Here is a 12,891-nt window from a genome sequence, read left to right on the forward strand (position 1 = left end):
ATCCACTCCGGGTGACAATGGCCCCATGACCGATCCGACCGGCCCGGCCGCGTTCACCGCCGTCGCCCACCGCGGTGATCCGTACGTCCACCGCGAGAACACCCTCGCCTCGCTCCGCTCCGCGCTGCGGGCGGGGGCGGGCGCCGTGGAGATCGACGTCCGGCTGACCCGCGACGGCGTGCCCGTCCTGCTGCACGACGCGACGCTGGAGCGGCTGTGGGGCCACCGGCGGCTGCTGGACTCGCTCTCGGCCGCCGAGCTGCGGGGACTGACCGGCGGCGCGGTGCCCACGCTGCGCGAGGCGCTCGCGCTCGACGGCCTCGGCGCGGACGCCTCCGGGCCGCGCCTGTTCGTCGACCTGCCGGACCCCTCGGCCGCCGGGGCGGCAGTCGCCGAGGTCCACGCGAGCGGCGCGGCCGGGCGGGTGTACTACTGCGGCGGGCCGGCGTCGATGCTCGCCGTGCGCCGGGCGGACCCGGCCGCGGAGACCGCGCTGACCTGGACGACCCTGGTGCCGCCGCGTGAGTCGCTGCTGGCCGGGCTGCGGCCGCGCTGGCTCAACTACCGCTTCGGGCTGGTGAGTCCGGAGCTGGTGGCGCGCGACCACGCCCAGGGGCTGCTGGTCTCGGCGTGGACCGCGGACACCCGCTTCACGATGCGGCGGCTGCTGGCCGCGGGGGTCGACGCGATCACCACGAACCGCGTCGGCGCCCTGCGGTCACTGCTGCCGGGCTGACGCCCCGGCGGGGAGGCCCCCCGCGTCACCGCCGTCGCCCGCATCGCCGGCCTTCCCCGTGTCACCGGCCTCCGCCGCGTCACCGGCCTCCGTCGTGGAGAAGACCACGACCGCGCCGACGATCAGCGCGGCGCCGGCGACCTGGACGCCGGTCAGCCGCTCGCCGAGGACGACCCCGGCGCAGGCGATGCCGAAGACGGGGATGAGGTTGAGGACCATGGCGGCCGTCGTGGCCCGTACCGCCTTGATCGCGTAGTTGTAGAGCAGGAAGCTGCCCGCGTAGCCCACGACCCCCGACAGCCCCGCCTCCGTCCAGGCCCCCGCGGTGACGTGCGCGGGCAGGGACTCGCTGCCGTCCGCCCACCGCGCGGCCGCGAACGGCAGGGTGAACAGCAGCCCGAAGGTGAACTGGTACGCCGTCATAGTCAGGGCGTCCACGTGCTCGGCGGTCCGGGCGGCGAGCATGACGTAGGCCGCCGCGCACAGCACGCCGACGAGCACCAGCCCGTCCCCCGCGTGCGGCGCGAAGCCCGAGCCCAGGCCCTCCAGGGTGGCCACGCCCGCCAGGGCGAGGACGAGCGCCGCGCAGGCCCGCCCGGTCAGTCGTTCCCGCAGGAACAGGCAGGCCATGCCGATGGCGAAGAACGACTCCAGGCCGCTGAGCAGCGACGCGTTGGAGGCGGTGGTACGGGTGAGGCCGAAGGTGAAGAAGGCGTAGGCCAGGGCCGGTTCGAGCAGGCCGAGCAGGCCCAGGCGGGCCAGCCACCGCCGGCCGGGCGGGCGCCCGCCGCCGCGGACCAGCAGGGCCGCCCAGAGCACGGCCGTCGCCGACGCCAGCTGGACGACCAGCAGCGTCAGCGGCGGCAGCGCGTCCAGCGCGGACTTGGTGAACGTGGCCGAGCTGCCCCAGAACAGGGCGGCCGTGAGCAGCGCTGCCTGGTGGCGCGACGGACGGGCGAGGCGGGCGGACAGGGGCGGGTTCACCGGCCCGGGGTGCCCATCCGCCACAGGGCGCTGTCGGCCCAGGCGCCGACGATGGCCTCGTCCGGGTCCTGGCCGCGCAGCGCGGCGTAGCGGTCGGCCAGCAGTTGCAGCCGTACGGTCATGGGGATCTGGGCGAGGAGGGGCGGCAGCGGGTCGCCGGCGGGGGCTTCGAGGGTGGTGGTGGCGATGCCCTCCGCGCGGGCGGCGTTGCCGAGGGCGGCCGTCAGTCCGTCGGCGTCGGCGGCCGGTTCGAGGAGCACGAGGCCGTCGGCGGCGGTGTAGGGCACGGCCGCGCCGTGCAGGAAGCGGTCGGAGTCAAAGCCCTCGGCGAGGATGCGGGCGCCTTCGCGGATCTTGAGCGCGCCCTCGCGGGCGGTGACGCCCCACGGTCCGCAGCCGATGAGGGCCAGGCTGCGGGCGGGCACGGGGATGTGGTCGATGCCGGGGGCGGCGCAGTGGACCCGGACCTGGCCGGCGGTGCGCCGCAGGTCCTCGGGCGAGCCGTCGGGGGCGCCGGCGAGGTGGGCGAGGCGGGCGAGGACGCCGAGGGCGGAGGTGTAGCTGACGGTGTAGGTCTCGGACTCCTCGGGGGCGACGGTCTCGATCGCCTCGGGCCAGCCGCGGCCCGCGCCGGTGATCGGGACGACGGGGATGCCGGCCTCCAGGGCGGCGGCCCGTGCCCGTACGGCGAAGGCGGTCTCGGCGGTGTGGGTGATGACCACCAGGACGTCGCCGGGGCGGGGGCCGGCGCTCCACCGGGCCCACTGGACGGCGGGCACCCAGCGGGCGTCGAGCCCGGCGCGCTCCAGCATGGCGGCACCGAGTTCGGCGGCGTGCTGGCTGGTGCCGGTGCCGGTGACGATCACCCGGCGGGCGGCGGTGAGGGTGGCGGCGCGCTCGGCCAGGTCGAGGCCGGCGATGTGGTCGAGGGCGGCGGCCTGCTGGTTGATCATGCGGTGGAGTGCGGTGGGCATGCGCGGGGTCACCAATCGTGGGAGGGGAGTTCGGGGCGTCGGGGGGCTGTTCAGGAGGGTGCGGAGGCGAGGCAGACGATGCTGGGCGCGTGGACGGTGAACGGCGACCCGTCGTAGTCCCCGTGCACCGTCTCGACGCGCAGTCCGGCGGCCCGCAGCATGGCGAGGAGCTCGTGGGCGCTGAAGACGCGGTAGTCGGCGGTCGAGGAGCGGCCGGTCGTGGGCTCGGTGACGGTCCAGCGGATACGGCTGGTCAGCGGGTCGAAGACCTCCTCGTGGAGGAACGTCCGGCCGGTCGAGTCGTCGAAGTTGCGGATGACGTACTGGTCCTCGGGCACACCGAAGACCTCGCTGGTCTGGCGCAGGAAGGCGTCCCGGTTGACGACGTCGATCAGGAACCGCCCGCCGGGTGCCAGGACGCGCCGCACCTCCTGGAGGACCCGCTGGTCCTCGGCCGCGTCGTGGAAGAACCCGAAACTGGTGTGCAGGTTGGTCACGGCGTCGAAGCACCCGTCGGGGAAGGCGCTCAGATCGCGCATGTCGGCCCGTACGAACGTGACGTCGCGCCCGGCGGCTTCGGCGCGGCGCCGGGCCTGGCCGAGGTAGTCGGCGGAGAGATCGGCCCCGGTGACCCGGTAGCCGGCGCCCGCGAGCGGCACGGCGTGCCGGCCGGTACCGCAGGCCAGGTCCAGCAGCCGGGGACGGCCGGCGGGCGGCACGAGCCGGGTGACGCAGGCGACCATGTCGCGGGTGAGTCCGGGGTCCTGCTGCTCGATGTCGGAGTCGGTGTAGATGTCCCCGAAGAACTCCGCCCACCAGGCGCCGTCGGAGGGGTCACCACCGACGGGCGCGGGGCCGGCCTCCGCGTCCGTGAGCGCCTCCGCGCCCCCCAACGGCGTCCCCGTGCCCACGAGCCACGGTCCGTCCGGGCCGAAACGCGCTGCCGCCACGCGCCCTTCGGGGCCCTCGTACTCGCGGTAGACGAGCGTCCCGGCGGCGGGTAGGCCCACACCGGCCGGGGTGAGGTCGCCCTCCGTCGTGAAGCGGGCCTCGCCGCGCCCGGTTTCCGTCAGGGCCGTACCGCGCAGCACGGCCGTGGCCGGGTCGAAGCCGGCCGTGGCGGCCGTCGTCCGGTGCCACAGGGACAGCCGGGGGTCGCCGGTGAGGGTCTCGACGGCGAGCCAGGCCGTGTCCGGGCCGTCCCGGAGCAGGCATTCGAGCCAGGTCTCCTCGTGGTCGGTGGCGAGGACCCGCCCGGCCACCCGCCAGCTCCGGCCGCCGACGACGACGGGCGCGCCGGCCGTCAGCCGTTCGGCGACGGCGGCGCAGGCGGGTGTCCAGGGGCGCTGCTCGTGCTGCTGCTCGCTCATGACTGTTCTCTCGGTTCTCGCGGTGGGTCGAGGGGCCGTTGGAGGGCGAAGCGCGGGAGGGCGGTCGTGGTTCCTTCGAGGACACCGGCGACGTACGCCGCCCACGCGGGCCCGTGTTTGAAGCCGTGTCCGGAGTCGCCGCCGACCAGCCAGGTGCGGCGGGCGCCCGGGAGCCGGTCGAGGAGGAAGTGCTCGTCGGGCGACCAGGCGTACGCGCACTCCTCGCGCCGGACGACGGGTGCGGCGGCGAGGCCGGGGAAGCGGGCCGCGACGTATCGCCGGGCGTCGGAGGGCAGTTCCGCGGCCCCGGTGGCCTCGGTGTCGGGCACGATCTTGACCGTGGCCGTGCCGCCGATCGCCGGCACGCCGTACAGCCGCGCCGACCGGTCGATCCAGGCGGGCCCGCCGGCCGCCCAGGGGCCGAGCGCGGGGAGCCGGTAGCTGTCCTGGCGTTCGGTGACGACGGGGGTGCGGCCGGGGAAGAGCGCGGGCAGGTCCGGGCCCACGGCCCACACCACGAGGTCGGCGCCGAGGTGTTCGCCGTCGACGCGGGCGCCGTCGCCCTCGGGCACGGCGGTGCCCACGGTCGTGCGGACGCCGCGCCGGGCGGCGGACGCGGCGAGGGCGCGCATGGCCGTACGGGCCTCCAGCACGCCGCCGTCGGGTTCGTGGACGGCGAAGGAGACGCCGTCGCCGTCCACGCCCGGGAAGCGGCCGGCCAGGGCGGCGGCGGGCAGGTGCTCGGCGGGGATGCCGAGGCGGCGCAGGGTGTCCAGGCTCGCGCGTTCCCAGGCCGTGTCGGTGCCGCTCGCGAGGAGCAGCACCCCGGTGGTGTGGAGGAACGGCGTGCCGGACTCGCCCTCCAGCTCCCGCCAGAGCGTCCGGGCGCGCCGGGCGGAGGTGGCGTAGAAGGCGTCGGTGCCGTGGGCGCAGCGCAGGATGCGGGTGTCGGCGTACGAGGGGCCGTGCCCGGCGCCGGCGGGGTGCCGGTCGACGAGGTCGACGTGCCATGCGCGGGCGGCCAGTTCGCGGGCGAGGGACAGCCCGAAGACGCCGGCGCCGATGACGAGTGCGCTCCTCACGCGCGTCCCCGGGTCATCCGCCCATCACCTGGCCGGCGATGTCGGTCGGCAGCGGGGTGAAGAAGGGGTGCGGGCCGGGGGCGACGGGACCCGCGGGAAGAGGGGCGTCGTGGGACCGGGTGGGTTCGCCGGGCAGGCCGAGCGCGTGCCACAGGTCGCGGGCGAAGTCCGGCATGAGGGGGTGGGAGCAGGCGGCCAGGGCGCGGGCGGCGCGCGCTTCGAGCGCCACGGCCGTACGGGCGCGGTCGCTGCCGGGGCGGTCGGCGATCAGCCGGGACTGGCCCGCGGCGAACGCGGTGGCCTGGCGGACGAGTTCGCCGAGGCAGCGGGTGGCGCGCTGCGGGGAGAACGTTTCCGCGCGGTAGGCGGCGAGGCAGTCCGCGGCGAGCGCGTCGACGGTGGTGGCGAAGGCCGCCTGGGCGGGCGTGGGTGCGCCGGGCGCGGGTATCCGGCCGCCGCCGACGGAGCCGACGCGGTGGAAGAGCCCGTCGAGCCAGCCCTGCCAGGCGCCGGCCAGTTCCTCGTCGGCCAGGCGCCGGAAGCGGTCCCAGGTGAAGGAGGTGCGGGCGGTCTCCGGCCGGTCGTGGGCGAGGGCGAAGCGGACGACGCTCGCGGGCACCCGGCCGAGCAGGGCGTCGGCCCAGATGGCGTGGCCCCGGCTCTTGGAGAACTTCGCGTCGTCCAGCTGGAAGAACTCGTTGGTGACGAAGGCGTCCGGCAGGCGCAGCCCGTCGTCGTAGGCCATCATCAGCGCGGGGAAGAGCACGGTGTGGAAGTAGCCGTTGTCGAAGCCGAAGAACTGCACGATCCGCGAGGCGTTCCACTCCTCGCGCCAGCCCCCGGGGTCGGTTCCCTCCGCCCGCCGGGCCTCCATCAGCTCGGCGAAGTAACCGGGCACCATCTCGGCCCAGACGTAGACGCGCTGGGAGGTGAAGCCGGCGACGGGGACGGGGGTGCCCCAGTCGGTCGGGTGGGTGACGGGGATGTCGGGCAGGACGCCGTCCAGCAGGCCGGCGCACAGCTCCTCCAGCTGGGGGCTCATGGCGGTGGCGGCGTGGAAGGCGCGGAGCCGGTCGGTGTACTGGCTCAAGGGGAAAACGAGGCGTTCGTGGACGCGGGTGCCGGGTGTGGCGCCACAGGTGTTGCAGACGGGGTCGGTGAGGTCGGTGCAGATGTTGGGCCAGGCGCACTCCTCGCAGGAGTTGCCGTCGCTGTCGGCGCCGCAGCGGGGGCAGCCGCCGCTGACGTGGCCCTCGAAGAGGTAGCGGTCGCAGGTGTCGCAGTGCAGGCATTCCTCGGTGCGCGGCACGATGCGGCCGGTGGCGTGGAGGGTGCTGATGAACTCCCGTACGGCGTCCTGGTGCGTGGCCGAGTGCTGGGGGCGGACGTAGGTGTCGGCCTCGAAGCCGGCCGAGGCGAAGATGGCGGCGACGACATCGGCGTAGCGGTCGGCCAGTTCGAGCGGTTCGCGGTCCAGGGCGCGGGCCTTGAGCGGCACGTAGCTCTGGTGGACGTCGGAGCCGGTGAGGTAGCGGGCGGGCGTGCCGCGCAGGCGGAGCGCGCGGGTGAGGGTGTCGGCGCCGGAGTACGGGCCGGAGAGGTGGCCGAGGTGCAGGTCGCCGTTGGGCGTGGGCGGTGCCGCGGTGACGAGGGTGCGCTGGGGCATGGTGGGTTCTCCGGGCGGTTTAGAGGTCCACGGGACCCATGGAGGGCGGCCAGTACAGCGAGAGGAAGACGAGCGGTTCGGTGGCCGAGGCGTTCTTGAGCTGGTGGCGGGAGCCGTTGGGGATGAGGACGGCCGAGGGCGCGGTGACGGGCCGGGTCTCGTCGTCGATGACCATCAGGCCGCTGCCGGAGATCAGGACGAACGCCTCGTGTTCCTCGTGGTGGTCGTGCGGTTCGGTCTCGCCGCCGGGCGGGACGACCGCGCGGCCCAGGCCCCAGTCGGCGAGGTCCTCGCCGCCGTGCGGGTAGACCTGCTGGTAGCGGATGCCGTAGGCGTCGGTGAGCCGGCTGTCGCTCATATCCCTGACGATCATGGAAGTCTCCGTCCCGGCGGTGGCGCTTCGCGGGTGTCCGTAGGGGTGATCAGTAGTCGAAGTCGGGGGTGTTGGCGGCGACGACCGGCTCCCAGGGGTTGGTGAGCAGGGCGTCGTCGCCGATGGGCAGGCCGTTGGACCAGCCGTGGTCGGGGTCGCCGACCGAGAACTCCTTGGCCGTGAGGTAGTCCAGCCGCAGCGAGGGCCAGATCTCGTCCTCGTGATGCCCGGTCAGTCGTGGGGTGCGGTCGCTGACGACGTCCTTCTGCACGAGGACGTCGATCTGATAGGCGGCGGAGAAGGTGTCGCGGCCGGCGGGACAGCCGTCGCCGGGGGCGTTGTGCCAGCTGCTGCCGAGCCCGCTGGGGTGGCCGATGCCGCCGTTGCCGATGGTGCGGGCAGCGGTCTCGCGGACGAACTCCATGGCGGCGCCGAGGTCGGGTGCCAGGCCCCGGGTGACGAGCGAATGGGCGTAGTGGCCGGGGGCGTTGACCGAGATCACCACGCCGCCGGGGATCCGGCGGTCGTGATTGCGGCGCTGATGGGCCCCGGTGTAGAAGAGCTGGGTGCTGGCCTTGAAGAGGACCAGGGAACCGTCGGCCTGGTGCAGGGGCACCGCTTCGGCGTAGACGGTGTCGAACTCGACCGGGGCGCATTCGGAGAGATAGGCGTCCGCCAGGCTCCGGCACAGTTCGGCGAACTCGGGGCCGGGCAGCGCGCGGGCGAGCCGTTCGTCGTTGAAGACGATCAGGAAGGCGCTGCTCTGGCCGGTGACCGCCCGCCGCTTCCAGGCGGCGCGCGCCGTCCAGATCTTGGCGGCGAGGTGGTCGTGGCCGCGGTCGAGGTCGTCCTCCAGGATCCAGCAGATGTCGAGGCCGAGGCCCTTCGAGGCGCCCGCACCCTTCCAGGCCCGGGCCGCGAGCCGCCCGAAGAGGCAGGGCTGCGAGCGCCGCAGCCAGGCGAGCAGGGCCGCCTCCCGCGCCTCCCGCCCCGTGCCCGGCGCCAGCATCACCTCGTGCGCCGCGTCGATGTCCGGCCCGAACCCGTCCCCGGCGGCGGCCCGCGGAAGGGCGGCCAGGGCCTCCCTCAGGGCGGGCCGTTCAGGCAGGCGGGACCTGTTGCCGTCCAGTGCGATCACTCCCCCGTAAGTGTCTGCACGCCGATGTGCCGTCGGCGACGGCGCCAGTCTGACGATTCACAAGATCATCGGTCAAGACCTTGACTTACGACGGAATCCGTAGTGCGGGGTACGAGGAGGCGCGGATTCGGTCCGCTTCAACGCCCTTTCACCGACGGGCGATTGGCGGACCGAGCCGGCGGACGGACGGGGTCAGCTCTCGGGCCGGCGGCCGAAGTGGACGGTCTTGGCGGTCAGCAGGAACAGGTCCGCACGGTGGTCGACGCCCGCCGGGTCCGCCGGGTCGAGCAGCCGGTCCAGCGTCGCCAGGTCCTCGGTCTCCAGACGCTCGGCGAGCAGCCCGCGGTGCCGTTCCAGGGACCGCCGCACCGACCGGCGCGGCCCCTCGGCGAGCGGCGCGGGGTGGTCCACGAGGAACGTCCTGGAGCGCACGCCCGTGAGTCCGGCGGTCCGCAGCATGCCGGGCCAGTCCTCCACCACCGCCACCGATCCGGGCAGCTCCACCCGCATCCGGTCGAACCGGTCCGCTGTCGCCGCGTCCAGCCGGGCCTCCAGCCCGGGGCGCCCGAAGCCCAGGTCGCGCGGCAGCGAGCGGGGCGGCAGACCGCCCTCGACGACGGCCAGCGTGCCGCCGGGGCTCAGCAGTCCGGCCAGTCGCCGCAACGCGTCCTGCTGGTCGCCCACGTGGTGCACGACCTGCCCCGACCACACGAGGTCCGCCGGCCCCAGGCCGTCGAGCCCCTCCGGGAAATCGGCCGCCCGGGTCCGCAGCCGGACACCGTCCCGCGCGGCCCGCTCCTCGGCGCGGGCCAGCAGCTCCGGCGCCCCGTCGACCGCGGTGACCTCGGCCTCCGGGAACAGCGCCGCCAGCCGGCAGGCGGCGACTCCGGGGCCGCTGCCGATGTCCAGGATCCGCGCGGGCCTCAGGTGCCGCAGCTCCTCGAAGGCCTGCCGTACGTAGGGGCTGTGCGTCTCGCCCTCCAGCTCCAGCATGTCGGCCATCGCGGCCCAGTCGAAGTCGTTCATCGCGGGTGCTCCCTCAGCTCGGCGTCTTGTCGTCGGTCCGGCTCCTACCGCCGACCATGCGACCGGGCGGGCCCGTTTGACAAAGCTTGTTGCCGTTTCTGCAATGAGGGGATGGAAGACGTCCTCGCCGCCGTCGGGCCCCGGCTCAAGCGCATCCGCAAGCAGCGCGACTGCACCCTCGCCGCCCTGTCGGAGATCACCGGGATCTCGGTCAGCACGCTGTCCCGGCTGGAGTCGGGCCGGCGGAAGCCGAGCCTGGAACTGCTGCTGCCGATCGCGCACGCCCACCAGGTGCCGCTCGACGAGCTGGTCGGCGCGCCACCGGTCGGTGACCCGCGGGTGCGGCTGAAGCCGCTCGCGCGCGGGGACTCGACGGTGGTGCCGCTGACCCAGCAGGCGGGCGGCCTGCAGGCGTTCAAGATGGTCATCGGGGCCTCCCGCAGCACGCCGGAGCTGCGGACGCACGAGGGTTACGAGTGGCTGTACGTGCTCGGCGGGACGTTGCGGCTGGTGCTCGCCGAGCACGATCTCGTGCTCAAGGTGGGGGAGGCCGCGGAGTTCGACACCCGGCTGCCGCACTGGTTCGGCAGCACCGGCGAGGCGCCGGTGGAGGTGCTCAGCCTGTTCGGGGCGCAGGGCGAGCGCATGCACGTCCGCGCGAAGCCCCGCGCCACCCGATAGCCTCGCGCACCGCCCCCGTACGGCTCCGCGTACCGCTCGTACGGCTCCGCCGGCCGGCTCAGAGGCCGACGATCCCGTTCCACTCCTTGGCGAAGCCCGGGCGCTCCCTGGACGTCATGTCGCGGGCCGTGGCCAGCCTCTTGCGCATGTCGTCGCTGGGGAAGATCAGGGGGTTCTCGGCCAGCTCGGCGGACTCCTTGTCCTTGGCCGAGGCGAGGACGTCGCGCGCGGCCGGGACGGGACAGACGTAGTTCACGGAGGCGGCGAGTTCGGCTGCGACCTCCGGCTGGTAGTAGTGGTCGACGAGCGCTTCCGCGTTGCGCTTGTGGCGGGCGAGGTTGGGGATCATCAGGCTCTCGGCCCACAGCTCCGCGCCCTCCTCCGGAACGACGAACTCGATGTCGGGGTTGTCGGCCTGGAGCTGGATGACGTCGCCGGAGTACGCCTGACAGGCCAGGACGTCGCCGGAGGAGAGGTCCTTGATGTAGTCGTTGCCGGTGAAGCGGCGGATGTGGCGGGCGCGGACGAGCCGGCGCAGCTGGTCGGTCATGGTGTGGAAGTCGTCGGCGGTCCAGCGGGTGACGTCGGCGCCGTTGCCCTGCATGAGCAGGGAGAACGCCTCGTCCATCCCGGCCAGCAGGGTGACCCGGCCGCGCAGGTCGCTCTTCCACAGCTCCGAGGTGTGCCGGATCTCGCGCCCCAGCTTCCTGCGGTTGTACGCGATGCCGGTGATGCCGGACTGCCAGGGGACGGCGTGCCGGCGGCCGGGGTCGAAGGGGGCCTTGCGCAGCAGCGGGTCGAGGTGGCGGGCGACGTTCGGCTGCCGGGAGCGGTCCATCTCCTGGACCCAGCCGAGGTGGACGTAGCGGGCGCACATCCAGTCGCTGACGACGACGAGGTCGCGGCCGGTGTCCTGATGGTTCATCAGTGCCGGACTGATCTTCCCGAAGAACTCGTCGTTGTCGTTGATCTCCTCGGTGTACTTCACCGAGACGCCGCTGCTCTTCTCGAACTCCTCCAGCGTGGGCCGCCGCCGGGCGTCCTCGTCGTCGGTGTCGATGTAGAGCGGCCAGTTGGCGAAGACGAGCCGCTTGTCGCTGCCGGAACGGTCCATCGCGGACCGGTCGCCCGGCCCGACGTACGCGGCGGGCACCCCGCATCCGGCGAGTGCGGCGGCCCCCGTGCCGGCGCCCAGCGCGCGCAGCAGGGACCGGCGGGACAGCGTCTTCACGGGGCTCACTCGCATTTCGGCAGCATGGCTGGTCAGATCTTCGCGGACAATGTACGGCCTGTCCGGGAGTCGGCCGCATCTCCCGGCAGGGTGACGGGACGGGCCCCCGGGGCGAGCAGCGCGTGGACGGTGAACGCTCCCAGGGCGCACAGGGCGGCGACCGACCAGAGGACGATGTGCCAGGCGTCGGTGAACTGTGCCGCGTGCAGCGCCCTTCCGGGCCCGGAGAGGTCCCCGGCGGCGATCCGCCCGGCCAGCTCGCCCGAGCCCGTACGGGCCTGGATCAAGCTGGTCAGCACCGCGCCGATCACGGCCAGCACCAGGGCGTTGCCGCCGCCCTTGACGGTGTTGAGGAATCCGGCCGCCATGCCGACCCGGGCAGGCTCCACCAGGCTCATCGCCTGGGCGTCGATGATACCGGCGACCAGGCCGTTGCCCGTGCCGATGGCGAGCAGGGGGCCGAGCAGGGCGAGGGAGGAGATGCCCGGGTGGAGCACGGTGAGCCAGGCGTTGCCGCCCGCGAGGAGGACGAGGGCGAGTCCGGCGAGGTACCGGGCGGGGACGCCCCGGTTGACGAGCCTGCCGCCGGCGGCGGGCAGGAAGAGCACGGGGGCCGTCAGCATCAGCATGCTCAGGCCGGCGTCCCGGGCCGAGAGGCCGTTGGCGCCCTGGAGGTAGGTGGGCAGGAACACCAGCACCCCGGAGGAGCCCACCGGAACGGCGAGCGCGGCCAGGCACCAGCCCATGAAGCGGCGGTCGCGGACCAGCGTCAGGTCGAGCACGGGGTGATCGCTGCGCCGCTCGACGGCCACGAACACCGCCAGCAGCAGGAGCCCGCCCCCGACGGGACCGAGGACGCGCGGGCTGCCCCAGCCGGCCTGCGCGCCCTGGGTGATGCCGAACATCAGCAGGGCCAGACCGCCGATGAAGCTCGCCACGCCCGGCCGGTCGACCTTCGGGCGGTGCTCGGCGCGGGACTCGCCGACGAAGGCGACGCCGAGGAGGATGACCAGACCGGCGGCGGCGAAGAGCCCGAAGGTGACCCGCCAGCCGAGCCCCCCGACCATCCAGCCCGACAGCGTCGGCCCCGTCGCGAGGCCGATGCCCGAGATGGTGCCCATGGCGGCGAAGGCCCGGGTCCGGGCGGCGCCCTCGAACGTGGCGGCCAGGATCGCGCCGCCGCCGGCCATCACCCCGGCGGCACCGGCGCCGGAGAGCGTACGGGCCACGTCGAGCAGCGCGATGTCGCCCGCGGTGGCGCTGCCCAGCGCACCGACCGTGTAGACCGCGGCGCCCAGGGCGAAGATCCTGCGCCGGCCGAAGAGGTCGCCGAGCGAGCCGGAGACGAGCATGAAGGAGGAGGCCGTCAGGAAGTACCCGGTCACCACCCACTGGAGCGACGCGCCGGAGGCGTGGAGCTCCTCGCCGATGCGCGGGATGGCGACGGTCGTGCCGGACATGGACATGGGCAGCGTGAGGAAGCCCAGCAGGACCACGAGCACCGTGAGGACGGGGCTGGGCCGCCGGGTCCGGGAAGACCGCGAGAGGAGGGAGGACATGAAAGTAAACTACACCGTGCAGTGCAGTTAGGTAAACCGGTCGGGGCAGTTTCCGGCGGCATGGGACCCAC

The 12,891-nt window shown here is 74.2% G+C and carries 12 protein-coding genes; 2 read left to right on the top strand and 10 right to left on the bottom strand.

Going from position 1 to position 12,891, the window contains the following annotated elements:
• Positions 1-25 precede the first annotated feature (25 nt).
• Positions 26-736 carry a glycerophosphodiester phosphodiesterase gene (locus tag J7E86_RS07640; protein ID WP_215080763.1) on the top strand — a complete coding sequence of 237 codons (711 nt, stop codon included), beginning with the start codon at positions 26-28 and terminating at the stop codon, positions 734-736.
• Here J7E86_RS07640 and J7E86_RS07645 read toward each other — a convergent pair.
• The 8 genes from J7E86_RS07645 to J7E86_RS07680 form a co-directional block, all read right to left on the bottom strand.
• Positions 719-1,720 (bottom strand): DMT family transporter, encoded by a 1,002-nt coding sequence (locus J7E86_RS07645; RefSeq protein WP_215080764.1) that lies wholly within the window; start codon positions 1,718-1,720, stop codon positions 719-721. The two genes, J7E86_RS07640 and J7E86_RS07645, sit on opposite strands and share 18 nt — an antisense overlap.
• A complete protein-coding gene (locus tag J7E86_RS07650; RefSeq protein ID WP_215080765.1) occupies positions 1,717-2,694 on the bottom strand; it encodes an SIS domain-containing protein in 978 nt (325 codons plus the stop codon). Before J7E86_RS07650 ends, J7E86_RS07645 begins: the two co-directional genes overlap by 4 nt.
• A gap of 50 nt (positions 2,695-2,744) precedes the next feature.
• Positions 2,745-4,064, bottom strand: coding sequence for a DUF4178 domain-containing protein (locus J7E86_RS07655; RefSeq protein WP_215080766.1), 1,320 nt, complete (start codon positions 4,062-4,064; stop codon positions 2,745-2,747).
• Complete coding sequence (locus J7E86_RS07660) at positions 4,061-5,146, bottom strand: FAD-dependent oxidoreductase (protein WP_215080767.1); 1,086 nt, start codon at positions 5,144-5,146, stop codon at positions 4,061-4,063. Before J7E86_RS07660 ends, J7E86_RS07655 begins: the two co-directional genes overlap by 4 nt.
• 13 nt (positions 5,147-5,159) lie before the next feature.
• Entirely contained in the window at positions 5,160-6,812 is a 1,653-nt protein-coding gene (locus tag J7E86_RS07665; protein ID WP_215080768.1) for a methionine--tRNA ligase, read from the bottom strand.
• A 19-nt stretch (positions 6,813-6,831) separates the two neighbouring features.
• A complete protein-coding gene (locus tag J7E86_RS07670) occupies positions 6,832-7,185 on the bottom strand; it encodes a cupin domain-containing protein (protein ID WP_215080769.1) in 354 nt (117 codons plus the stop codon).
• 49 nt (positions 7,186-7,234) lie between these two features.
• A complete protein-coding gene (locus J7E86_RS07675; RefSeq protein ID WP_215080770.1) occupies positions 7,235-8,323 on the bottom strand; it encodes a hypothetical protein in 1,089 nt (362 codons plus the stop codon).
• A gap of 192 nt (positions 8,324-8,515) precedes the next feature.
• Positions 8,516-9,349, bottom strand: a complete 834-nt coding sequence (locus tag J7E86_RS07680) for a trans-aconitate 2-methyltransferase (RefSeq protein ID WP_215080771.1) — start codon at positions 9,347-9,349, stop codon at positions 8,516-8,518.
• Positions 9,350-9,460: 111 nt separating this feature from the next.
• Between J7E86_RS07680 and J7E86_RS07685 the strand changes: the two genes are divergently transcribed.
• Complete coding sequence (locus tag J7E86_RS07685) at positions 9,461-10,030, top strand: helix-turn-helix domain-containing protein (RefSeq protein WP_215080772.1); 570 nt, start codon at positions 9,461-9,463, stop codon at positions 10,028-10,030.
• Between the two features lie 58 nt (positions 10,031-10,088).
• On the opposite strand, the gene J7E86_RS07690 is transcribed toward J7E86_RS07685, so the two are convergent.
• A complete protein-coding gene (locus J7E86_RS07690) occupies positions 10,089-11,276 on the bottom strand; it encodes a spermidine/putrescine ABC transporter substrate-binding protein (RefSeq protein ID WP_251018802.1) in 1,188 nt (395 codons plus the stop codon).
• A gap of 17 nt (positions 11,277-11,293) precedes the next feature.
• Complete coding sequence (locus tag J7E86_RS07695; protein ID WP_215080773.1) at positions 11,294-12,820, bottom strand: MFS transporter; 1,527 nt, start codon at positions 12,818-12,820, stop codon at positions 11,294-11,296.
• Positions 12,821-12,891 lie beyond the last annotated feature (71 nt).

Origin of the sequence: Streptomyces sp. ISL-11, from assembly GCF_018614525.1 — a bacterium.
GTDB lineage: Bacteria > Actinomycetota > Actinomycetes > Streptomycetales > Streptomycetaceae > Streptomyces.

What these genes read in the sequence shown, in the direction of transcription:
- J7E86_RS07640 (WP_215080763.1), top strand. Translation starts at nt 26, where the DNA reads ATGACCGATCCGACCGGCCCGGCCGCGTTCACCGCCGTCGCCCACCGC.
- J7E86_RS07650 (WP_215080765.1), bottom strand. Translation starts at nt 2,694, where the DNA reads ATGCCCACCGCACTCCACCGCATGATCAACCAGCAGGCCGCCGCCCTC.
- J7E86_RS07655 (WP_215080766.1), bottom strand. Translation starts at nt 4,064, where the DNA reads ATGAGCGAGCAGCAGCACGAGCAGCGCCCCTGGACACCCGCCTGCGCC.
- J7E86_RS07665 (WP_215080768.1), bottom strand. Translation starts at nt 6,812, where the DNA reads ATGCCCCAGCGCACCCTCGTCACCGCGGCACCGCCCACGCCCAACGGC.
- J7E86_RS07670 (WP_215080769.1), bottom strand. Translation starts at nt 7,185, where the DNA reads ATGATCGTCAGGGATATGAGCGACAGCCGGCTCACCGACGCCTACGGC.
- J7E86_RS07680 (WP_215080771.1), bottom strand. Translation starts at nt 9,349, where the DNA reads ATGAACGACTTCGACTGGGCCGCGATGGCCGACATGCTGGAGCTGGAG.
- J7E86_RS07685 (WP_215080772.1), top strand. Translation starts at nt 9,461, where the DNA reads ATGGAAGACGTCCTCGCCGCCGTCGGGCCCCGGCTCAAGCGCATCCGC.
- J7E86_RS07690 (WP_251018802.1), bottom strand. Translation starts at nt 11,276, where the DNA reads ATGCGAGTGAGCCCCGTGAAGACGCTGTCCCGCCGGTCCCTGCTGCGC.
- J7E86_RS07695 (WP_215080773.1), bottom strand. Translation starts at nt 12,820, where the DNA reads ATGTCCTCCCTCCTCTCGCGGTCTTCCCGGACCCGGCGGCCCAGCCCC.